This is a genomic window from Pseudomonas guariconensis (assembly GCF_900102675.1).
GTDB classification, from domain to species: Bacteria; Pseudomonadota; Gammaproteobacteria; order Pseudomonadales; family Pseudomonadaceae; genus Aquipseudomonas; species Aquipseudomonas guariconensis.
Genome location: NZ_FMYX01000005.1, coordinates 362,324 through 383,649 on the forward strand (window position 1 = coordinate 362,324; position 21,326 = coordinate 383,649).

The following is a 21,326-nucleotide window of genomic DNA, read 5'->3' on the forward strand; positions in this document are numbered from 1 at the left end:
CGCCTAGCCTCGTCGCTCCAGTCAACCAGGAGATGGACATGGGCGGCGAGCGCAATGAACCGCAAGTGAACGAAGCAACGCAGCTGGCAGCGGAGCGTGCCTATCAGGATGGCTTCATCGCCGAACGCCTGCCGCTGTGGATGAAGTCGGCGACGCCGCAGCAACGGGCTCGGTTTGCAGATGCGATGGACGAAAGCGTGGTGCTGCGTTCGCATCTCAAACACGTGCTGGGGCGCATCGAGGCGCTGGACGGCTTTATCAAATCCAAGCTGCAGGCTGCATTGCGAGCGCGCTATTCGGCTCAGTTCAATCTTCATCAGTGGAGCTTTATCGGCGGGTACCCGGAGCCTGTGATCAATGCCCAGCCCGTTGGCGTCCACCTGACCAAGCAGCAGTACGACCAGCGTTCGCTTCTGGAGGTGGCAGTACGCAACTTCACCGCTGAGGAAGCCGTAGCGGGCGGGCAACCGCGCGGCAATCGCTTGTCCAGCGCCAGGCAGGGCAGGATCAAGGCGCCGTCTGCAACCGAGTTTGCCAAGCTGTGTCGTGAACTCGATCTTGGCAGCGCGTACCAAGCGCATCTGGCCGAGGTTTTGAGCGGACCTGTGACAGACGACAAACCGGCATGGACCGTCCCATGCTTGCTGGCTGACTGGAGCCGCCATGCCATGCTGTTTGATGCCTACCAGGCCCGTGACCGCGCTGGACTGAGCGAGCGTGAGCTCGAGACGATTGCCGAACTCTGCGCGAAAGAGGGCGCGCAAAACAAGGCTTCGACCGTGACAGCGCAACGTCTGCGTCTGCTGGACTGCGACCTGCAGCAGATCGTAGTCATCGATGAGTCGCACAACGACGGAAGGTTGCTGCTCTATGTGCCTGGCGATCCAAACGGGGCCTGGAGCGCGTTCTCCAGCCTTCGCAAGCTCGCCAACGAACTGGGTAGGCGCCTACGCAGCCAGGCGTACCAGACATTCTTTCGCCGCTTCGTGCGCAGACGCGACAGTCATGCGTTCTATTCAATCGTGATCCCCGCGTACAAAGACTTGGTCATCTGGGCCAACATCAGCCTGGATGAAAGCCTCATGCCCTATGGCACGCCGTTTTTTCAACGCCTGGCCCATGCGCGTATCGAGCAGATAAAAGATGACGCGAAGGTGCTCGTGGCGCCGGTTGAAGAACTGGACCGCACCCTGCAGCGCGAATACGACGAGCGCCTCGCTGCCGATGGCCAGGCATTGTTGTCCGCCGCAGGCCTATTTGTGCCGGTGCTTGGCGAGGTGCTTTTGGCCGTCAGCGCCTGGGAAACGCTCACTGAGGTCTACCACGGCATCGAGGCCTGGCAAGACAACCACACCCGCCAGGCATGCAAGCACCTACTCAATGTCGTTACCGCGGTGTCGGTGGCCGGCGCCACCACCGCGGCGGTCGCTGGGGTAGAGGCCCTCTCGGCGCGCTCGAGCATCATGGACAACCTGCTGCCGGCCTATCTGGAAGACGGTTCGGCAAAGCTGTGGGCTGCGGACGTCAAGGCCTTTCGCAGTGACGTGCCACCGTCTGGCGCGACGAGCGATACAGCCGGGGTCTTCCGGTTGGGGGAGCAGGCCTGGATCGAGATGGACGGACACTACTACCGCGTGCGTCAGCGAACCCAGGACGGGCAATGGCAACTGCTGCCGCAGGCTGGGCATGGGCCGTTGTTGAGACACAACGGTGCGGGTGCCTGGCGGTTGTGGTTCGAGCAGCCGGCCCAGTGGGAAGACGTCCATTACTTGTTCCGTCGATTGGGTGGGCACTTTCGCGAGCTGGATGACGAGCGGATCGATCTGGTCCTGAGTTTCCACGGGCTAAAGGCGGATGATCTGCGGGGGTTGCACGTGTATGGTCGCGCGCCGGCTTCCGGGTTGCTGGACAGCACGGTCCGTGCCCACCTGGACTTGCGCATCCGCGACATGGTCGAGCGCTTGCGCTCGGGCAAACAGGTGGAGGATGCCTTCGCATTGCAAGGCGCCCAACGTCTTCCCGGAGCTGGCGGGCTGCCTGACCAGGCATTGGCCGAGGTGGCATGGAAGGCTCGGCGCGAGTTGCTGCAGGATCTCTACGAACACATGCCCAACGGCGAGAACCTCGCCAGCACGATGTTGCGTCGGGTGTTTCCCAGTCTGCATTGGCGTGCTGCGCAGGGGTTGGTGGACGCGGCGACGACTACGGACCGGCAACGCTTACTCGACAGTGGACGGGTGCCGCTGCAATTGGCGGAATCGTCCAGAGCGTATGTACAAAACATGCGTGTGACACGCGTGTATGAAGCGCTGCACCTGGACACGCCGCAAAACGCTGATGTGGCCCGGGTCGCCATCGGCATGCTGCGCTATTTGCCCGGTGCTGCCACGGGTATCCGCTGGCGTTTGTTCGAGGGCAGTGCGAGCGGCCTCTTGCTCGTTGCGAGCGAGCAGGGGGCCACCGCCTGCGATCTGATACACGTCGAGGGTAAGTTCCTGGTCGTCGATCCCAAAACGAACCTGTTAAGTGAGCCGCATGAGTTGTTCGACGCGATGGCCACCGCCTATAAAGGCCAGCAAGCGGCCATGGGCATTGCCGATCCCTTTGCCCACAACCTGCGCGTGCTGCTGGCCCGCCAGGCGATCGAACGCCCCAGCGAGGTCGGGGAGCTGTTGAACAAAGGGCAAGGCAAGGACCGCTGGCTGGCCCCGCTGCGCCAGGACGATGGCCGGCTCGGTTATCCCTTGAGTGGGCGCCTGTCCGGTAGCAGCCGGAGCCGAGGAGGGCCCTGGATGATCCAGGCGGAACTGCGGCGGATCTATCCCACTTACTCCGACGCCCAGGTCAGCGCCTGGCAAGTGAAAATGCAGCGTACCGGCAGGGACATGGCGCAGGAACTGCGTCAGCTTCGTCACGAACTCAAGACCCTGGAACAATCGCTCAATACTTGGCTCACAGCCACCACTGCGCTGTTGGAAAGGTCAGACCGCAGGCGGGTCACGGGACAATTGCTGGCGTGCTGGCAGCGAGTCATCGACGAGCCTTCGCAGCTCAATTCGTTGGCGATCGACTATCGCTTGGAACTTAACGGCCTGAGACCAGGATTCTTGCCCCCTCTGCCTACCCGCAGCTTCTCCCATGTTTCTGAGCTGGCGATTCTGGATATGGACTTGGCGCATGTGCCGGACTATTTCCTGCAGGCGTTTCCCAACCTCCGGACGCTGCGGGTCAGCGGCAACCGACTGTCTCGACTGCCGGCACGCCTGCATCAACTGCCGCGCCTGCGTGAACTGAACCTGTACGACAACCAAATCGTCCTGGATGACAGCCAAGCCTCTGAGCTGACTCGCTGCTCACGCCTGGAATACATCAATCTTTCGCACAACCCTCTGGGGCTGGTGTTTTCCGTCAGCGGATTTTCCAGGCTCAGGCGACTGCTGCTGCGCAACACTTTCATCGATGTGCTGCCTCCGGGATTGCTAGAGTGCACGGAGCTGGACTATGCGGACCTGAGCGACAATCGAATCACCCGGATACCGCCGATGTTCCATCAGGCCCCCTTGTGGCTCAGGCATCGCGTGCTGTTGATGGGCAATCCGCTGGCCGAGGACGATGTACAGGCCTTGCGCGTGGCGTTCCAGTCCGTCAGGGGAGCCAATACCCATGCCATAGCCTGGAGCAATGCCGTTGCGAGCGCTGACCGGGACCGGCTGCTCGAACTGTGGCACTCGATCGAGGCGGTCGAGGGCTCGGCTGGGCTCATGACACTTCTGCGCAGGTTGCTCGATACCGCGGATTTCCAGAAACAACCGCAGATATTGGCCCAGCGTGTGCTGACCATGCTGAAAAACATGCACGAGCAGACTGATTTGCTTACAGAGTTGTTTACCCATGCTGACGATGACCTGACTTGCCAGGACAGTGTGGCGTTGCGGTTTCACAATCTGGAGGTGCGGATGTTGGCGGTCCAGGCCAAGGCCCAGGCCGGCACTGAGCAGGGCGCTACGACGCAGGCATTGCTTAGGCTCGGACGGCGCCTGTGGCGCCTGGCGCAGGTCCAGGATCATATCTTGAGCTTCCTACGTGCCCAGGCTGAAGCCGGCACCCCCCTAGATGAGGTCGAGGTAATGCTGGGCTATCAGCTGGCATTGCGTGGATCACTCGATTTACCCATCGAGGCGGGCGAAATGGCGTTTCCCGAGTATGCCCATCTGGATCCGGCCCGGGTCGACCGGATCCGTACACAGGTTCGCGCCGCAGAACAGCATGAAGCGCTGGCCAGCTGGATGGTGGATCAGGATTTCTGGCGTGAGCATCTGTTGGCGGAAAACCCAGGACACTTCGACCAAGGCAACGCACGGCATCACCGACAGCTTGAGCAATTGACGGCGCAGCGGGATGCGTTGACGCAGGGCGACACCCAGGCGCAGGCCTTATCGGCCCAGGTTCTGCAACAGGTGGAAAACATCGAAGATCAGATGAAACAAATCCAGAAGCTGCAAAAAGCTGATGAGCGATACGAGATGCGTGTATTGACCAACCGGGTGCTGGGGACGGCCCCGGCCGGTGCCGGCATCGATGTCCGTTGATGCAAGTATTGCCTGCAGGTGCCGCGCTGGCTGGAGGGCTTTGGACTATGCTCAGTTCGGGGGCCCGCGGTTTCTGCAGAGGTCGCAAGCCTGGTTCGACGCGCTGCTGGTAATGGCCAGTTACCTTTCGCCTTATCACCTGACTTGTCAGGTGGTTTAGGCTCGCACGTCGGATCTTTCTCAATGATCTGTAGTCTTTGAGTTATCGAGAAATAAGGAGATGCGCATGCTCGTCCGGTCACTGACCCTCGCCACTCTGCTTGCCCTCGCAAGCCCTGTGTTCGCTGCGGACAGCGATGCTCCGCTGGCCAAAGAACTGGGCAAGGCAAGGCCCTTGGTCATCATCGCACCCAGCAGCGCCGACCCGACCTTGCGCGGGTTGAACGAGGCACTCCAGGACCCCGCTACCCAAGCCGCCTTCAAAGAGCGCAGCCTGGTGCTGTACAGCGTTGCCAACATGATGGGCAAGCGCGAGGACAAGAACCTCGAACAGCAGACCACCATGGCGTTGATTCGCGAACTCAAGCTCGGCGCCAGCAAGGGCACCAAGGTGATCCTGGTGGGCAAGGATGGCGAGCGGCATGTGCTCAAGGACGACGACAGCGGCGAGAAGATCGATCCGCAGGTGATCATCAAGGCCGTGGACGAACTACCTGCCAGCGAGAAGGCTGTGAGCGCGCCGGAGCCGGTGGCGGCTTCCGCGCCTGCTGAGCCCAAGTCCAAGGGCAAGGACAGCAAGCCTGCCAAGCCGGCAAAACCGGCGGCACCGCCAAAGCCGCTCGAGGACTGATCGATACAAGCGAGGCGCCGGTTGGCCTGGCGCCTTGCCTGCGTGAGCAGATGCCCCTACGCTTCGGCTTGCTTGGGCTGCGTCGAAGCTTGCTGTTTCTTCGCAGGCTTCAGGCGTGTCACGCCGTACAACACCAGCGCCAGACCCGCCAACTGATACCCCGAGATCTGCTCGCTGAGGATCGCCCACGACGCGAGCATCGTCAGCACCGGACCCAGATTGCCCACCGCTGCGGTATGGGTGGGGCCCAGGCGCTGGATCGCCAGGGCCACCCAGTAGATCGGCAACACCGTGGAAAACACCGCCATCAGCCCCGCATGTATCCAGATCGCCAGTGGCTGCTGCCACAGCTGGCCGATGTCCGCCACCAGCAGGTAGTGCGCCAGCACCATCAATGACGAGGCGATGCCGCAGAGCCCAGCCAGACGCATCGAGCTCATGCGCTTGAGCATGATGCCGGTACCCGAGTAATAGAGCGCGTAGCTCACCGCACTGGCCACCACCCACAACGATCCCAGCACCACTTGCTCGCCGACCCCGGCCACACTGACATCGTGTACGAAGGCGATGCCCAGGCCCAGGTAACACAGGCCCATGGCCGTCAGGGTCCGCAGGGTAGGGCGCTCGCGCAGGGCGATGGCCTGGAACACCAGCACGAGCGTGGGATAAGTGAACAGGATCAGCCGCTCGAGGCCGGCGCTGATGTACTGCAGACCATAGAAGTCGAACAGGCTCGCCAGGTAGTAGCCCAGCAACCCGAGCCCGGCCACGCGCAGGCCGTCCCCAAGCCCCAGCTTCGCAGCGGACTGGCCACGGCTGAGCCAGGTCAGCCAGGCGAACAGCGGCAGTGCCAACCCCATGCGCATGGCCAACAGGGTGATGGCGTCCACCGGACCTGCGGCATAGGCCAGCTTGACGAAGATGGCCTTGAAGCTGAATCCCAAGGCCGCCAGCACGGCATATCCACCGCCGTTGTGGATCGCAGTCTGAAGGCGAAGGTGCAAACGCGTCATGGCAAAGTCCAGGCAATTGAAGGCAGGACTTATTCTGTACAGAACGGGTTGTGGCTAGAATCGCTTTTTCTCGAACATGGCTTTCGCTTTTGGAGAACGCACAAGGATGCACTTCGACTTGCCCGATCTGCGCCTGTTTGCCGCCATTGCCGTTACCGGCAGCCTGAGCAAGGCGGCGGCGACCATTCCGGTGGCGGTGTCCGCCGCCAGCACCCGCCTGCGCCTGTTCGAGTCTCGCTGTGGCTTTGCCCTGTTCGTTCGCAAGGCTGATGGCATGCAACTGACCCCCGCTGGCCGGCTGGTACTGGAGGCGGCCCGTGGTGTGCTGGGGGAGGCGCAAAAGCTGCAGGACACCTTGAAGGAGTTGGCAGGGCAGCGGCGCATCACGCTGCACCTGGCGGCTTCCACCGTCAGCAACAGCACGCTGTTGCCGGCGGTGCTCGGACCGTTTCTGGCCGACTACCCTGAGGTCGACCTGCAACTGGTCGAGCACAAGAGCATCGATGTATTGCGCGTGGTGCTGGCCGGTGAATGCGAGTTAGGGGTGTATGACGGCAACCTGATCGACGAAGGCATCGTCTCGCTGCCGTTTCGCAACGAGCGCCTGGTAATGCTGGTACCAGTGGATCATCCCTTGGCCGGTCGCGAACAATTGCGCTTGGTTGATGCCCTGGGTTACCCGTTTGTGTGTCTGCCGGCAGAGCGGGCGATGCAGCGCTTCGTCGAGGAGCTGGCGATGAATCTGGCCATGCCGTTGAAGGTGCGTGTGCGTGCGCCGAGCTTCGAGGCCATCGCTCAATTGGTGGCCCAGCGCGCGGGTATCGCCATGCTGCCGGAAACCGCCGCTGTGCGCGCCGAGCAGGAGCTGGCGGTTCGCAGGGTGATGCTGGAGGAGCGCTGGGCCACCCTGGAGCTGCGTATCTGTTTTCGTGACTGGGAGCGCCTGAGTTCTCATGGTCGGCAATTGGTCAGCTATCTCTCGACGGCGTGAGCCCACCGGATCGGCGACTGACATGTTGATGTTTCGCCGCCCGCGAGGCGCTTTTGAAAAGACCCTCCAGTCGGTAGCGACCTGCTAAAAGTGCATCCGAACGCTTACAATCCACGCCCTTCAATACGATCGCTCAGGCCTGTCCGCTCATGGCTCTAGACCCCCTCACGATGTTGACCATCAGCATTGCCCTCGCGGCTGCGGCTGCTTTGTACCTGGCGGTCGAGTGGCGCACCGTGCGTGCCACCTCGCTGCTGTTCTGGGCCGCTGGGTTCGCCACCATCAGTGTGGGGTCGACCTTGGCATTGTTGCGCGTCAGTGGGCTGATGCTCGTCGGGGTGTGGTTCGCCAATGGCTTGCTGGTGTTGGCGCATTGGTTCTTTCTCGTGGGTGTGGCGCGGTTTACCGAGATGCGGCTTTCCCGTGGCTGGTACCTGTTGCCCGTTGTCTGGCTGATGCTGTTGCTGCTGCCTGAAAGCCCGCAGTGGTCGAAGGTGATGTTGCTGGCCAACTCGCTGCTGGTGGCCTTGCCCACCCTGTGGGCCTGCGTGCTGCTGCGGCCCCATGGCAAGTCGTTGCGCGTGGGGGCGGTGCAGCTGCGTTATGTGCTGCTGGCCCACGGCATCTTCTACCTGGCCAAGATGATTCCGCCGTTGGTGCCTGGGACGCTGATCGATCTGGCGGCCTTGCGTGGCGCGATCATCCAGGTGTCGCTGGTCGAGGGCACGATGGCGATCATGCTCATCGCCTTGTCCATGACTGGCACCGAGCGCCACCGACGCGAACGGCAGATCGCCCGGCTGGCGGCGCGCGATCCCTTGACCGCCCTGTATAACCGGCGCGCCTTGGAGGCACGCGCCCCGCGTCTGCTGGATGACGTGGCAACGGACCGCCCCGGTGCGCTTTTGCTGATCGACATCGACAACTTCAAGATGGTCAACGACCTGCATGGCCATACTGCCGGTGATCGCCTGCTGGTTGCATTGGGCGAGATGATTCGCGCCTCGACCCCCGCCAGTGGCTTGGCCGCCCGGTTGGGCGGCGATGAGTTCGTCATCCTGCTGGGTAACGCGACCCGTGAAAAAGTCGAAGGGTTGGGGAGCGCTTTGCGCGAGCAGTTCCATCGGATGACCGCGCAGACGTTCCCTACGCCTGCGGCGGTCACCCTCAGCATCGGCGTCAACCTGTTCGATCGGGCGCCTGCCAGCCTGGCGGCACTGATCGAACAGGGTGACGTTGCACTCTACGAATCCAAGCGAGGCGGGCGTGACAGCATCCGCCTGGTCGATCGCACCCAGCCTAAGGCATAGCGAAGGGTCGTCTTGGCATCGGAACCGCATCGGCCCGGCGTTTTTCTTCTTCAGCCCACCCGCAACCAGAGCGCCGATGCGTCGTCGCTCATTTTGAACCGTGGATAACGAACGCAGGCGGCATCGTCGCGCTCGATCTGCCGTAGTCGCAGCGCAAGTTCTGCCAGGCCCTGCTCGCGCAGCTGGGTCATGAAGGTGTGGGGCGTGCAGGCCCGGTAGGTATCGAACAGGGCCGCGAAACCATCGCTCATCAGCACCAGGTCGTCGCCGCGCCTTACCGGTGCGCGGGTGTATACGGTACCAGCCCTGGCCACTTCGGCATCGACGCTGAGCACGGCCTTGGGACGCTCCCGGGCGATGCGCCGATCTGCCTGCACGGCAGGGGTGCGCACGCCATGGGCGCCGGTGCCAGGGCCCAGGGCGAGCGCCTCGGCGCGCTCGGTTTCGCGGTCCGGCTCAGGTGTCAGGAAGGCCATGCCGTGCTCGCTGCGGTGAAGTACGACGCAGTCCGCCAGATGGGCGCAGACTACTTCGTCATCTTCCAGCGCCACCGCCGCAAAGGCCGCGCGGGGCAGCTCCCAGCCGGCGACCGGCTCACGTCGGCGGTCTCGTTCGTAGGCTGCGGCCACGGTAGCGAACACCTGTTCGCACAGGCTCTGCAACGGCCCGCTTGCGCTGACAAAGGCAGCCTGCGCTGCCGCTGCCAACCAGGCCGCGCCCCCTTGTTCACCCAGCAGACCAGGCGGGCCCAGATCGGTTGCGCCGTCGATGACCCAAGCATGACGGCTTGCACAGCCAATACGGTCGTCATTGGGAACATCGGCCTTGCCGGCCAGGTTGAGACTTTGGATCAGGTCGAAATGCATGGTGTGTCGTCTATCTCGTGAATAAAGAAGCTTCGACAAGCGCGGCTACCTTGAGTTGTGCTGCGCCGGCTCGTTGTGCAGCCGATGCTGGTGAAGCAGCGCCAAGCGCTCGAGACTAGGCCAAATACCGTTTCAATTATGTAGGAAACCACCGTGAACCACGCTCTGACTGCGCGACTATCGCCTGGCCCATCCGCAAGCGTCTGCAACCGACGAAGCGCTTGCCCAGGCCATCGCCTGCCAGGGGTGAAGGTCTAGACTCTAACCTTTGCGATGTGATCGTGGAGACTCCAATGCCCAGCAAAAACACCATCTGCCTCTGGTTCGACGAGGATGCCCTGGAGGCGGCGACTTTTTACGCCAAGACCTTCCCCGACAGCGCAGTAGGGGCAGTGCATCACGCACCGGGCGACTACCCGTCGGGCAGGGCCGGCGATGTCATCACTGTCGAGTTCACCGTGGCCGGTATTCCCTGCGTCGGCCTGAACGGGGGGACCGCGTTCAAGCACAGCGAGGCATTTTCGTTCCAGATCTGCACGCAGGATCAGGCCGAGACCGACCGTCTGTGGCAGGCCATCGTCGGCAACGGCGGCCAGGAAAGCGTCTGCGGCTGGTGCAAGGACAAGTGGGGCATCTCGTGGCAGATCTCGCCCCGGGTGCTGCTCGAGGCCATGGACAACCCAGACCGGGCCGCCGCCAAGCGCGCATTCGACGCCATGATGCGGATGGGCAAGATCGACATCGCCGGGATCGAGGCGGCGCTCAAAGGTTAGCGGCATCATGCTTTGCCGTGCCCTGGCAATAGCCCGCTGATCAGCTGGCGCGCGGTTTGGCGCAGGATGCCGGCTTGGTCCGGGTCGCCTTGCAGCAGGGCGCCGGCGAACTTCTTCGCCTGCTCCAGGGTGATGTGCGGCGGCAGCGGCGGGACATCGGGGTCGGTACGAAAATCGATGACCACGGGCACCTCGCTGGCCAAGGCCTGCTCCCAGGCGTCGGCCACGTCCTGCTCGCGTTCGACATACAGGCCCTTCAGACCGATCGAGAGGGCGAACAGGTGGTAGGGCACGTCAGGAATGTCCTGGCTGGCGGCAAACTTGGGGTCTCCCTCCATCACCCGCTGCTCCCAGGTGACCTGGTTGAGATCCTGATTGTTGAACACCGCACAAATCCAACGTCCGTTGCCCCATTGTCGCCAGTACTTGGCCACGGTGATCAGTTCGGCCATGTTGTTCATCTGCATGGCACCGTCGCCTACCAGGGCCACCACGCAGCGCTCGGGGTGAGCGAACTTGGCTGCGATGGCGTAGGGCACTGCCGCGCCCATCGAAGCCAAGCCCCCGGACAACGAACATTCCATACCCGGGCGGATCCGCAGGTCGCGGGCGAACCAGTTGGCGCAGGAGCCCGAGTCGCACGTGATGATGGCGGCGTCCGGCAGGCGAGGCGAGAGTTCATGGACGACCCGCTGCGGATTGATCGGCGCAGCCTTGCTCAGGGCGCGTTGCGTCAGCTTCTTGTCCCACGCCTTGCGCCAACCTTCGACCTTGGTTCGCCAACTGCGGCGGGTCTTATGCTCGATCAGCGGTAGCAGGGCGTCCAGCGTCTGTGCGGCATCGCCCATCAAGTTCACTTCCATGGGATAGCGCAGGCCGAGCATGTCGGCAGCGATGTCGATCTGTACGCCGCGGGCCTGACCTTCCTCTGGTAGGAACTCGGCGTAGGGGAAGCCTGAACCGATTATCAGCAGCGTGTCGCATTCGTTCATCAGCTTCAGGCTGGGTTCGGTACCCAACAGACCGATGCAACCGGTGACCCAAGGCAGGTCATCGGGCAATACGGCCTTGCCCAGCAGGGCCTTGGCGACGCCTGCACCGAGCTTTTCGGCGATTGCGCTCACCTGCTCACGGGCCTGCAGCGCGCCGGCCCCCACCAGGATCGCGACTTTCTTGCCGGCGTTGAGTATCTGCGCAGCCTGCTGCAATGCGTCGGGGTGGGGCACGATCCTCGGTGGGTTGAAGCCTGTGCCCGAATGCAAGGTGCCATGGGCCCGTGCAGGCGACTCGTAGGGCATTTCCTGCAGATCGTTGGGCAGCACCAATGCGGTGACCCGGCGTTCGCCCTGCGCCGTGCGTACGGCGCGATCCAGCAAATGGCGCACTTGGGCCGGGGCCGTGGCCTGCTGGACGAATGCACCGGCCACGTCCTTGAACATCGAGACCAGATCCAGCTCCTGCTGGTAATGCCCACCCAGCGCGGTGCGGGCCTGCTGGCCGACGATGGCCAACACCGGCATGTGGTCCAGGCGGGCGTCATACAGGCCTGTCAGCAAGTGCGAAGCGCCAGGCCCGGACGTTGCGATGCACACGCCAAGCTCACCTGTGAACTTGGCATGGGCGCTGGCCATGAATGCCGCCATTTCTTCATGGCGGCACTGCACGAATTCGATCGTACCGGCCCGACGCAGTGCACCGAACACGCCATTGATGCCATCGCCCGGATAGCCGAATACCCGCTTCACGCCCCATTGGCTCAAACGCTCAACCAGAAAATCGCCTACGGTGCTCGCCATCGTTCCTACCTCCATGCAAACCGTCACAGCAGTGAAACTTCCGACGACCCCCAGGGCCGGATGTTCAGATTCATTTGACAGGCTGAATGAATCCAACTGGTGGCTTGGGGAAAGTTGCGCTAACTATCTAGAGGGCTGACTTCGCTTGCGAGGCCGATCAGGCGCAGGGGCGGCAGACAGATACGCCGCACGAGCCTTGCGCACGACAGGGAGTACACAACGAGGCATCACGTCTCGCAGGAGGAAACATGAACACCACGAAGACGTTGCGATGGGCCTTGGTAGGCCTCACGTGCGGCATGCTCAGTGCCCAGGCCGCCGAGACCAAACGGGTCGACGTACTGCTGGTCGGGGGCGGGATCATGAGTTCGACCCTGGCGGTCTGGCTGAATGAGCTGGAGCCGGGTTGGTCGATGGAAATGGTCGAACGCCTGGACAAAGTCGCCGAGGAAAGCTCCAACGGCTGGAACAACGCAGGCACCGGGCACTCGGCGCTGGCAGAGCTCAACTACACACCGGAGAAGAACGGCAAGATCGACATCGCCAAGGCCATCGAGATCAACGAGTCGTTCCAGATCACCCGGCAGTTCCTCGCCTGGCAGGTCAAGCAGGGCGTGCTCAAGGACCCGCATTCGTTCATCAACACCACACCGCACATGAGTTTCGTGTGGGGTGACGACAACATTCGGTTTCTGAAAAAACGCTACGAGGCCCTGCAGGCCAGCCCCCTGTTCAAGCCCATGCAGTATTCGGAGGACCCGGAACAGATCAAGCAGTGGGTGCCGTTGATGATGGAGGGCCGTGACCCCGCGCAGAAGCTCGCGGTGACCTGGACCCCCATCGGCACCGACGTCAATTTTGGTGAGATCACCCGCCAGTACGTGGGCTACCTGCAAGGCCGACCGAACTTCGACCTGAAGCTCTCGAGCGAAGTCCAGGACATCACCCGCAACGATGACGGCTCCTGGCACGTCGAATACAAGAACCTCAAGGACGGTACCACGTCCGCCACCGACGCCAAGTTCCTGTTCATCGGCGCCGGCGGCGCCGCCTTGCCGCTGCTGCAAAAGTCGGGCATCCCTGAAGCCAAGGACTATGCGGGCTTCCCGGTGGGCGGCTCGTTCCTGGTGACCGACAACCCGGCCATCGCCCAGCGGCACATGGCCAAGGCCTACGGCATCGCCGCGACCGGCGCGCCGCCCATGTCGGTACCCCATCTGGATACCCGCGTGCTCGATGGCAAGCGCATGATCCTGTTCGGCCCATTCGCCACCTTCTCCACGCGTTTTCTAAAAGAGGGCTCGCTGCTGGACCTGTTCGCCAGCATGTCCGTGCACAACACCTGGCCCATGGTGCGCGTCGGGGTACGTGAATTCGACCTGGTGCAGTACCTGATCGGGCAATTGATGCAATCCGACGATGACCGCTTCGAGGCGCTGCAGACCTACTTCCCCCACGCCAAGAAAGAGGACTGGCGCCTGTGGCAGGCGGGGCAGCGGGTGCAGATCATCAAGAAGGACCCGGAGCTGGGCGGGGTCCTCAAGCTCGGCACCGAAGTGGTGATGGCCAAGGACGGCAGCATCGCTGGCTTGCTGGGCGCATCGCCGGGGGCCTCGACCGCGCCGCCGATCATGCTCGACCTGCTGCACAAGGTGTTCAAGGACAAGGCAGCCTCTGTGCCCTGGCAGGAGAAGTTCCGGCAGATCATTCCGTCCTACGGGATTCGCCTGAACGATCATCCTGACAAGCTCGAACAGGAGTGGGCCTACACCAACGAGTTGCTCCAGTTGGCGCCGCCGTCGAGCCACGCAGGGCAGACCGAAATCGCAGCGCCGTAGTGTGCACGATGCCCCGGGTGGCCTTGCGCCTCCCGGCGGCTTCTACTCCACGTGATTGGCCACCTCCCAGACTTTTTGGCGAAACCACCTGCGCAATGGATCGGCGTGCGTGCGCTCGTGCCAGATCTGCATCAATTCGACCCTCGGTAGCGCCAGGGGCAGCGGGTATACCGCAAGCTCCGGGTCCCGTGCCGCCGCATCTTCGGCCAGCGAACGCAGGCAGGTGAGCAGCAGGTCGGTGCCACTGACCAGGCGGGCTGGGGCAAGAAAGCTCGACAACCCCGCAATCACACGTCGTCGATGGCCTTGGGCGCGCAGCGCGCGGTCCACTAGCCCATCGAGGTCACCGGTGAGGGTGGTCAGCACATGCTCGCAGGCCAGAAACGCCTCCAGGTCCAGGCCGTCGGTCAGGTGTGGGTTGCTCCTTGCGGCCAGCACCACCAACTCTTCGCCGAGCAGACGCTGCTGGTGGAAGGTGTCCGGCAGGTCGGTGAAGAATCCGGCGATGGCCAAGTCGCACGTGCCTTTCTCCAGGGCTTCGCGCGGCAACTGGCCACGGGTGTTGTGGGTGACCAGCACCAGGTTGGGGGCCTGGCTGCGCAGTATCGGCAGCAGACGGGGCAGCAGGGTTTGCTCCAGATAGTCGGTGCTATACAGGTGCAGGCGGGCAGGGCGGGTGAGCATGTCCGCGCCGTCGCAACGTTCGTAGAACAGCTCCAGTTGCTCCACCAAGTGCTGAACCTGAGGCGCCAGCTCATGGGCGCGAGGTGTCGGTGTCAGCCCGCGAGGCGCCCGGACGAACAGCGGGTCGCCGAATTGATGGCGCAGCTTGTTCAGCTTGTGGCTCAGCGCCGGCTGGCTGAGCGCCATGCGCTCGGCGGCCAGGGACGCGTTACGTTCCTGATAGAGCATCTGGAAGACCAGCAACAGGTTCAGGTCCTTGTTTGCGATATTCATATTTTGGATCGCTGAAATTAGATCTTTAGAATTATCGAATCATAGCGCAGTCGATAGCATGGCCTCACTGACCGATACCGACCTTGGAGTCCAGTCATGCCTATCAGCATCTTCGCCACTATTTTCCCCAAGCCCGAACACCGCGACGCGGTGGAACAGGCCCTGCGGGTGATGGTGGAGCACTCGCGCGCCGAGCCCGGCAACCTGCGCTATGACCTGTTCGTTCGTGAAGCAGACGAACTGGCCTTCGACCTGTTCGAGCTGTATGTCGACTCGGCGGCCATTGATGCACACCGCAACAGTGCTCATTACCAGGCCTATCGCGCTGCCACCGCTGACTGGGTGGCTGCACCGACCCAGGTCCGCGTTGCCCACCCACTCGACATTGTCCCCTTCGCCTGAACAGGAACCTGACCATGAACAAAATTTCCACCCTGGCGCTCACGGTGGCTGGCGCATTGCTGGCCGGCCAGGCCACTGCCGCGTCCAAAGGCGAGGTGCTGGTCTTGCTGTCGAGCGAGCATCAACTGCAGCTCAAGGACGGCAAACCGTACCCGACCGGCTATTACCTCAACGAGTTCGGCGTGCCGGCCGACCAACTGCTCAAGGCCGGCTACACGCTCGTGCTGGTGACGCCCAAGGGCAATGCGCCGAGCGTCGATGAGCGTTCGGTCGACCCGCAGTATTTCGGTGGCGATGCGGCCGAGATGCAGCGTATTCACAAGGTTGTGCAGAGTCTGCCGGGCATCGACGACACCTTGTCGGTCAAGGAGGTGTTGGCGGGTGACCTGGACCGTTACGCCGGCCTGTTCATCCCCGGTGGCCATGCGCCGCTGATCGATCTTGCCAACAACCCTGACGTCGGGGCATTGCTGCGCCACTTCCATCAGGCAGGCAAACCGACCGCCGCGATCTGCCATGGCCCGATCACCCTGCTGTCGGCCCAGCAGGACCCGGTTGCCTACCGCGCGGCCTTGGCACGCGGCGAGACGCCGGCCGCCAGTGACTGGGTGTACCAGGGCTATCGCATGACGATCTTCTCGGATCCGGAAGAACAAGTGTTCGAAAGTTCGCTCAAAGATCAACGCCTGCAGTTCTACCCGGCCAAGGCCATGGCTGCGGCGGGCGGCGACATGAGCTACGCGAAGGCCTGGGCGCCCCATGTGGTCATCGACCGTGAGCTGATCACCGGACAGAACCCGTTCTCCGACAAGGCGCTGGCCAAGGCATTAGTGGAGAAACTGGACGGTGCCAGGCAGTAAGGGCAAGCCTTCGGTGCCGGCGGTGGCACTTGCCATGCTCGTCTAGACTTAAAGCCCGGGCCTGTTTCGCGCAGGCCCGGCAATCATCCATCCGACCACCGCCTCCCGGCCCGGACGTCGCCGACGGTGGCCTTCTTGCAGAGGAGGGCAGGTCATGGACGAGGCAAGACTTCACGAGTTCATGGGCAAGCTGGTGGGCGACATGGGCGCGGCGGCGACACTGGCCAACGTGATCCTGGGCGATGAGCTGGGGCTGTATCGGGCCATGGCCGATAGCCAACCCGTGACCCCCGAGGTGCTGGCTCAGCGAACCGGCTGTCATCCACGGCTGCTGCGAGAATGGCTCAGCGCCCAGGTAGCAGCCGGCTACATGGTTCACCACGACGGTACGTTCAGTCTTCCCGAAGAGCAGGCTCTGGCCCTGGCCATCGAGGAGTCGCCAGCCTACATGGCCGGCGGCGCGTCGGTGGTAGCGGCACTGTTTCATGACAAAGACAAGCTGATCGCCGCCATGCGTGGCGATGGAGGGCTGCCTTGGGGTGACCATCATCCGTGCATGTTCAGCGGCACCGAGCGTTTCTTCAGGCCCGGTTACCGTACCTTCCTGGTGGCTGAGTGGCTACCGGCGCTGGAGGGGGTGACCGCCAAGCTGCAGGCCGGAGCCAAGGTGGCCGATGTGGGATGCGGCCACGGCGCCTCGACCATCGTCATGGCCCAGGCTTTTCCCGCGTCTCGCTTTATCGGCTACGACTACCATGGGCCCTCGATCACGACCGCCACTGCGCGTGCCGAGGAGGCGGGCGTAGCCGGGCAGGTCAGCTTTGCCCAGGCCTCGGCCAAGGACTATCCGGGGCATGATCATGACCTGGTGTGCTTTTTCGATTGCCTGCACGACATGGGGGATCCGGTCGGTGCGGCCAGGCATGCCTACCACGCGCTCAAGGACGACGGCACGGTGATGCTGGTCGAGCCCTATGCGGAGGATTCGCTGGAAGGCAACCTGAACCCGGTGGGGCGGTTGTTCTACGCGGCCTCGACATTCATTTGCACCCCCAACTCGCTGTCTCAGGAGGTAGGGTTGGGGCTGGGGGCCCAGGCCGGCGAGGCGCGGCTGCGGGCGGTGTTCGAGGAGGCGGGGTTCACGCGGTTCCGGCGGGCGACGCAGACACCATTCAACCTGATCCTGGAGGCGCGCAAGTAGCGGGCGAGCCTGTGAGAGCGTTGCGACTTCAAAAGGAGCACCGTGCGCAGTGGGGCGTCTGTGGGCACTGGCCACACGCAGAAGGGGCGCCATCTGGCGCCCCTTCTGTTTGCTGCTTAGGCTTCAGCGTCCCAAGGACGATCGCCTTTTTCGTCTTTGATGCGGGTCGGCAGGCCCATCACGTCCAGCGCCTTGAGGAACGGCTCGGCCGGCAGCTCCTCGACGTTGACCATGCGCTTGGCATCCCATTCGCCACGGGCGACCAGCAGGGCCGCGGCCACTGGCGGCACACCAGCGGTATAGGAAATACCCTGACTGTCGGTCTCGGCGAACGCCTCTTCGTGGTCGGCCACGTTGTAGATGAACACTTCACGCGGCTGGCCATCCTTGGTGCCCTTGACCAGGTCACCGATGCAGGTCTTGCCGGTGTAGCCCGGAGCCAGCGAGGACGGGTCAGGCAGCACGGCCTTGACCACTTTGAGTGGCACCACTTCCAGGCCTTCGGCGGTCTTGACCGGCTGCTCGGAGAGCAGGCCCAGGTTCTTCAGGACGGTGAACACATTGATGTAATGCTCGCCGAAGCTCATCCAGAAGCGGATGTTCGGCACGTCGAGGTTCTTCGACAGCGAGTGGACTTCATCGTGGCCGGTCAGGTAGAGGTTCTGCGAGCCCACCACCGGCAGGTCGTCGGTGCGCTTGACCTCGAACATTTTGTTGCTGGTCCATTGGCTGTTCTGCCAGCTCCAGACTTGACCTGTGAATTCGCGGAAGTTGATTTCCGGGTCGAAGTTGGTGGCGAAGTACTTGCCATGGGAGCCGGCATTGACGTCGAGAATGTCGATCGAGTCAATGCGGTCGAAATACTGTTGCTGCGCAAGTTTGGCGTAGCTGTTCACCACACCCGGGTCGAAGCCGACGCCGAGAATGGCGGTGATGTTCTTTGCTTGGCACTCTTCGAGGTGTTTCCACTCGTAGTTGCCGTACCAAGGCGGCGTTTCGCAGATCTTGCCCGGCTCTTCGTGGATCGCGGTGTCCAGGTAGGCGGCGCCGGTATCGATGCAGGCACGCAGCACCGACATGTTGAGGAAGGCGGACCCGACGTTGATCACGATCTGCGATTCGGTCTCGCGGATCAGCGCCTTGGTTGCCTCGACATCGAGGGCATTGAGCGAGAAGGCCTGGATGTCGGCGGGTACCTTGAGGCTACCCTTGGCCTTGACGCTGTCGATGATGGCCTGGCATTTGGAGATGTTCCGTGACGCAATCGCAATACGACCGAGCTCGTCGTTATGCTGTGCGCACTTGTGGGCCACCACCTTGGCGACACCTCCTGCACCAATGATAAGAACGTTCTTCTTCAATTTACCTTTTGCTCCTTACTGAAAGGGCCTGCCTCAGGACAGGCTGGAAACGTAGTCTTCGAAACCGAACTCGCGCACCACCTCGACGCTGCCGTCGAGCTGCTTGACCACGATGGCCGGCATTTTCAGACCGTTGAACCAGTTTTTCTTGACCATGGTGTAACCGGCGGCATCGACGAACGACAGGCGGTCACCGATAGCCAGAGGCTTGTCGAACTGATACTCGCCGAAGATATCGCCGGCCAGGCACGACTTGCCGCAGACCATGTAGGTGTGCTCGCCGTTGTTGGGGGCCATCTTGGCGTTGAGGCGATAGATCAACAGGTCGAGCATGTGCGCTTCGATGGAGCTGTCGACCACGGCCAGGTGCTTGCCGTTGTACAGGGTGTCGAGAACGGTGACTTCCAGCGAGGCGCTCTGGGTGATGGCTGCTTCGCCGGGCTCCAGGTAGACCTGCACGCCGTACTTCTCGGAGAAGGCCTTCAGGCGCGCGCAGAATGCGTCCAGGGCATAGCCTTCGCCGGTGAAGTGGATCCCGCCACCGAGGCTGACCCACTGGACCTTGTGCAGCAGGTGACCGAAGCGCTCCTCGATGTGCGAGAGCATCTTGTCGAAGAGGCCGAAATCGCCGTTCTCGCAGTTGTTGTGGAACATGAAGCCGGAGATCTGTTCGATCACCTTCTCGATCTTCTCAGGGTCCCATTCGCCCAGACGGCTGAACGGGCGTGCCGGGTCGGCCAGCAGGTAGTCGGAGCTGCTCACCTGCGGGTTGACGCGCAGACCGCGCACCTTGCCCTGGGACTGTTCGGCATAGCGTTGCAGCTGGCCGATGGAGTTGAAGATGATCTTGTCGCAGTTCTCGAGCATCTCCTCGATCTCGTCGTCGGCCCAGGCCACGCTGTAGGCGTGGGTTTCGCCGGCAAACTTCTGGCGACCTAGCTTGAGCTCGTAGAGCGACGAAGAAGTGGTGCCATCCATGTACTGCTGCATCAGGTCGAACACCGACCAGGTGGCGAAGCACTTGAGTGCCAGCAGGGCCTTGGCCCCGGAGTGTTCGCGCACGTAGGCAATCTTTTCCATGTTGCCCAGCAGCTTTTGTTTATCGATGAGGTAGTACGGCGTCTTGATCATTTAAAGGCCCCCGGCCAGGCCGGCCAAAAAAAGGACACGCATTGTGCCTTCACTTGCCCCGGACCGAAAGGGTCGAAGGCGCATTTCGTCCGAGTTGCACGTGTATTTGTTGTCCCTTTGCCATCAAGGCATCGGTCGCTTCGGTCAGAGGAGCCTCATCAGGGTATCTGCAGCCTCGTGGCAGACCCAGTTGAGCAGATGAATGTGACCGTTGCGGTCACAGGGTTTGCGCCGCCATCTGTCGGAAGGAGGGAGCAGGGCATGTGCCGTGGGGCTCGAACCTTCAGAACTGATCCATGAGGAGAACCCCATGACCAAGCATCACGAAAGCTCCCACGGTTTTGCCGACGACCCACAGAAAGTCCACGATGCCGGCCGCAAGGGCGGCACCAACCAGGATGTGAAGACCGACCGGGCAGAAAAGGCCCGGGTCGGTGGCCAGCACAGCCATGGCGGTACCCCGCGGCGCAGCGATCGCTGAGCGCCGTTCAGCCCTGGGCCGCCAGCCACGCCTGGATCTGCTCCAGCGTGGCGGTGGCCCCGCCGCAGACGATCACCAGGACATTGCGGTACGCCGCCAGGGCCTCGGGTTGGTAGGCCAAGGCCAGTGCCGCGCCGCAGGCCGGCTCGACCAGTACGCGGTGATCCAGTAAAAAACGCTCGCAGGCCTGCAGCGCGGCGCGGTCGCTGACCAGGCAACTTTCGACTGGGTGACGCTGTGCACAGGCCAGCGCCTGTTCTGCGACGCGCTTGGCGCCCAGGGAGGTGGCCACCGAAGTGATGCGTGGCAGTTCCACGGTCTGTCCGGCTTCAAGGGCTGCATGCAACGAGGCCGCACCGTCGGTTTCCACCGCCAGCACCGGCACGTCGTGCCAACCGTTGCGTTCGAGTCCTTCGACCACGCCACTGAGCAGGCCGCCGCCACCCACCGAGAGCACCACGGCATCGGGCTTCATGCCGGCGCGGGCGACTTCGTCGATCATGCTGGCATGACCGGCCCACAACAGTGGATCGTCGAACGGGTGGATGAAGGCATCGTCTGGCCCGACCAATGTCTGCGCCAGTTCGTTGGCCTCCTGCCAGGAGCTGCCGTGCACCACGACCTTGGCGTCTTCCAGGCGCAGCAGCGCCTTGGCGCGTTCGGTGGTGGTTTCTGGCACCACCACGGTCACCGGCACGCCGAGCTTGCGCCCGGCATAGGCCACAGCCAACCCCGCGTTGCCACCGGAGGACGAGACGAAGTGGCGCGCACCGCGGGCATGATGGACCTGGCAGGCATGGCCAACGCCACGCAGCTTGAATGAGCCGCACGGCTGCAGGGCTTCGAGCTTGAGCCAGACCGAGCGGCCGGCGATCAGCGAGAGAGGACGGGATTCGATCAGGGGCGTCTGGATGTGCAGGGACATGTGGGCTCTCCAAAGGGATGCTTCATTGTTCCGGCAGACGCA

General features: G+C 62.8%; 17 protein-coding genes. 10 read left to right on the forward strand and 7 right to left on the reverse strand.

Annotated elements, in window-relative coordinates; all coding sequences use genetic code 11:
• Window positions 1–65: 65 nt before the first annotated feature.
• Entirely contained in the window at window positions 66–4,589 is a 4,524-nt protein-coding gene (locus tag BLS27_RS11485) for an NEL-type E3 ubiquitin ligase domain-containing protein (RefSeq protein ID WP_167358092.1), read from the forward strand.
• A gap of 226 nt (window positions 4,590–4,815) precedes the next feature.
• A complete protein-coding gene (locus tag BLS27_RS11490; protein WP_043206895.1) occupies window positions 4,816–5,379 on the forward strand; it encodes a DUF4174 domain-containing protein in 564 nt (187 codons plus the stop codon).
• A 56-nt stretch (window positions 5,380–5,435) separates the two neighbouring features.
• Here BLS27_RS11490 and BLS27_RS11495 read toward each other — a convergent pair whose 3' ends face one another.
• Complete coding sequence (locus BLS27_RS11495; protein WP_090344823.1) at window positions 5,436–6,392, reverse strand: DMT family transporter; 957 nt, start codon at window positions 6,390–6,392, stop codon at window positions 5,436–5,438.
• Between the two features lie 118 nt (window positions 6,393–6,510).
• Here BLS27_RS11495 and BLS27_RS11500 point away from each other — a divergent pair, with 118 nt between their 5' ends.
• Window positions 6,511–7,383, forward strand: a complete 873-nt coding sequence (locus BLS27_RS11500; RefSeq protein WP_241523685.1) for a LysR family transcriptional regulator — start codon at window positions 6,511–6,513, stop codon at window positions 7,381–7,383.
• A 149-nt stretch (window positions 7,384–7,532) separates the two neighbouring features.
• Entirely contained in the window at window positions 7,533–8,693 is a 1,161-nt protein-coding gene (locus tag BLS27_RS11505) for a GGDEF domain-containing protein (RefSeq protein ID WP_090344828.1), read from the forward strand.
• Window positions 8,694–8,743: 50 nt separating this feature from the next.
• On the opposite strand, the gene BLS27_RS11510 is transcribed toward BLS27_RS11505, so the two are convergent.
• Window positions 8,744–9,559 (reverse strand): protein phosphatase 2C domain-containing protein, encoded by an 816-nt coding sequence (locus BLS27_RS11510; protein WP_090344830.1) that lies wholly within the window; start codon window positions 9,557–9,559, stop codon window positions 8,744–8,746.
• A gap of 293 nt (window positions 9,560–9,852) precedes the next feature.
• Between BLS27_RS11510 and BLS27_RS11515 the strand changes: the two genes are divergently transcribed.
• Complete coding sequence (locus BLS27_RS11515) at window positions 9,853–10,332, forward strand: VOC family protein (RefSeq protein WP_090344833.1); 480 nt, start codon at window positions 9,853–9,855, stop codon at window positions 10,330–10,332.
• 5 nt (window positions 10,333–10,337) lie between these two features.
• On the opposite strand, the gene BLS27_RS11520 is transcribed toward BLS27_RS11515, so the two are convergent.
• Window positions 10,338–12,128: a thiamine pyrophosphate-requiring protein gene (locus BLS27_RS11520; protein WP_090344835.1), complete on the reverse strand. Its 1,791-nt coding sequence runs from the start codon at window positions 12,126–12,128 to the stop codon at window positions 10,338–10,340.
• 248 nt (window positions 12,129–12,376) lie between these two features.
• On the opposite strand from BLS27_RS11520, the gene mqo reads away from it, so the two are divergent.
• Complete coding sequence (mqo, locus tag BLS27_RS11525) at window positions 12,377–13,966, forward strand: malate dehydrogenase (quinone) (protein ID WP_090344836.1); 1,590 nt, start codon at window positions 12,377–12,379, stop codon at window positions 13,964–13,966.
• A gap of 42 nt (window positions 13,967–14,008) precedes the next feature.
• Here mqo and BLS27_RS11530 read toward each other — a convergent pair whose 3' ends face one another.
• Entirely contained in the window at window positions 14,009–14,923 is a 915-nt protein-coding gene (locus BLS27_RS11530; protein WP_070571579.1) for a LysR family transcriptional regulator, read from the reverse strand.
• Window positions 14,924–15,019: 96 nt separating this feature from the next.
• Here BLS27_RS11530 and BLS27_RS11535 point away from each other — a divergent pair, with 96 nt between their 5' ends.
• From BLS27_RS11535 to BLS27_RS11545, 3 genes are all read left to right on the forward strand, one after another.
• A complete protein-coding gene (locus tag BLS27_RS11535) occupies window positions 15,020–15,325 on the forward strand; it encodes a putative quinol monooxygenase (RefSeq protein ID WP_090344839.1) in 306 nt (101 codons plus the stop codon).
• A 14-nt stretch (window positions 15,326–15,339) separates the two neighbouring features.
• Window positions 15,340–16,185, forward strand: a complete 846-nt coding sequence (locus BLS27_RS11540) for a type 1 glutamine amidotransferase domain-containing protein (RefSeq protein WP_043206876.1) — start codon at window positions 15,340–15,342, stop codon at window positions 16,183–16,185.
• A 154-nt stretch (window positions 16,186–16,339) separates the two neighbouring features.
• Complete coding sequence (locus tag BLS27_RS11545; protein WP_090344841.1) at window positions 16,340–17,386, forward strand: class I SAM-dependent methyltransferase; 1,047 nt, start codon at window positions 16,340–16,342, stop codon at window positions 17,384–17,386.
• 116 nt (window positions 17,387–17,502) lie between these two features.
• Here the strand turns inward: BLS27_RS11545 and BLS27_RS11550 are convergent, their stop codons facing one another.
• Window positions 17,503–18,747, reverse strand: a complete 1,245-nt coding sequence (locus BLS27_RS11550; protein ID WP_043206871.1) for a saccharopine dehydrogenase family protein — start codon at window positions 18,745–18,747, stop codon at window positions 17,503–17,505.
• 33 nt (window positions 18,748–18,780) lie between these two features.
• Window positions 18,781–19,878, reverse strand: a complete 1,098-nt coding sequence (gene nspC / locus BLS27_RS11555; protein WP_090344843.1) for a carboxynorspermidine decarboxylase — start codon at window positions 19,876–19,878, stop codon at window positions 18,781–18,783.
• Window positions 19,879–20,188: 310 nt separating this feature from the next.
• Between nspC and BLS27_RS11560 the strand changes: the two genes are divergently transcribed.
• Complete coding sequence (locus tag BLS27_RS11560; protein WP_070571654.1) at window positions 20,189–20,359, forward strand: KGG domain-containing protein; 171 nt, start codon at window positions 20,189–20,191, stop codon at window positions 20,357–20,359.
• Window positions 20,360–20,366: 7 nt separating this feature from the next.
• Here the strand turns inward: BLS27_RS11560 and BLS27_RS11565 are convergent, their stop codons facing one another.
• Window positions 20,367–21,284: a pyridoxal-phosphate dependent enzyme gene (locus tag BLS27_RS11565; protein ID WP_090344845.1), complete on the reverse strand. Its 918-nt coding sequence runs from the start codon at window positions 21,282–21,284 to the stop codon at window positions 20,367–20,369.
• Window positions 21,285–21,326: the final 42 nt, after the last annotated feature.

Excerpts from the sequence above, each read along its gene's own strand:
- BLS27_RS11490 (WP_043206895.1), top strand. The coding sequence starts at position 4,816 with ATGCTCGTCCGGTCACTGACCCTCGCCACTCTGCTTGCCCTCGCAAGC.
- BLS27_RS11495 (WP_090344823.1), bottom strand. The coding sequence starts at position 6,392 with ATGACGCGTTTGCACCTTCGCCTTCAGACTGCGATCCACAACGGCGGT.
- BLS27_RS11505 (WP_090344828.1), top strand. The coding sequence starts at position 7,533 with ATGGCTCTAGACCCCCTCACGATGTTGACCATCAGCATTGCCCTCGCG.
- BLS27_RS11510 (WP_090344830.1), bottom strand. The coding sequence starts at position 9,559 with ATGCATTTCGACCTGATCCAAAGTCTCAACCTGGCCGGCAAGGCCGAT.
- BLS27_RS11515 (WP_090344833.1), top strand. The coding sequence starts at position 9,853 with ATGCCCAGCAAAAACACCATCTGCCTCTGGTTCGACGAGGATGCCCTG.
- BLS27_RS11520 (WP_090344835.1), bottom strand. The coding sequence starts at position 12,128 with ATGGCGAGCACCGTAGGCGATTTTCTGGTTGAGCGTTTGAGCCAATGG.
- mqo (WP_090344836.1), top strand. The coding sequence starts at position 12,377 with ATGAACACCACGAAGACGTTGCGATGGGCCTTGGTAGGCCTCACGTGC.
- BLS27_RS11530 (WP_070571579.1), bottom strand. The coding sequence starts at position 14,923 with ATGAATATCGCAAACAAGGACCTGAACCTGTTGCTGGTCTTCCAGATG.
- BLS27_RS11535 (WP_090344839.1), top strand. The coding sequence starts at position 15,020 with ATGCCTATCAGCATCTTCGCCACTATTTTCCCCAAGCCCGAACACCGC.
- BLS27_RS11540 (WP_043206876.1), top strand. The coding sequence starts at position 15,340 with ATGAACAAAATTTCCACCCTGGCGCTCACGGTGGCTGGCGCATTGCTG.
- BLS27_RS11545 (WP_090344841.1), top strand. The coding sequence starts at position 16,340 with ATGGACGAGGCAAGACTTCACGAGTTCATGGGCAAGCTGGTGGGCGAC.
- nspC (WP_090344843.1), bottom strand. The coding sequence starts at position 19,878 with ATGATCAAGACGCCGTACTACCTCATCGATAAACAAAAGCTGCTGGGC.
- BLS27_RS11560 (WP_070571654.1), top strand. The coding sequence starts at position 20,189 with ATGACCAAGCATCACGAAAGCTCCCACGGTTTTGCCGACGACCCACAG.
- BLS27_RS11565 (WP_090344845.1), bottom strand. The coding sequence starts at position 21,284 with ATGTCCCTGCACATCCAGACGCCCCTGATCGAATCCCGTCCTCTCTCG.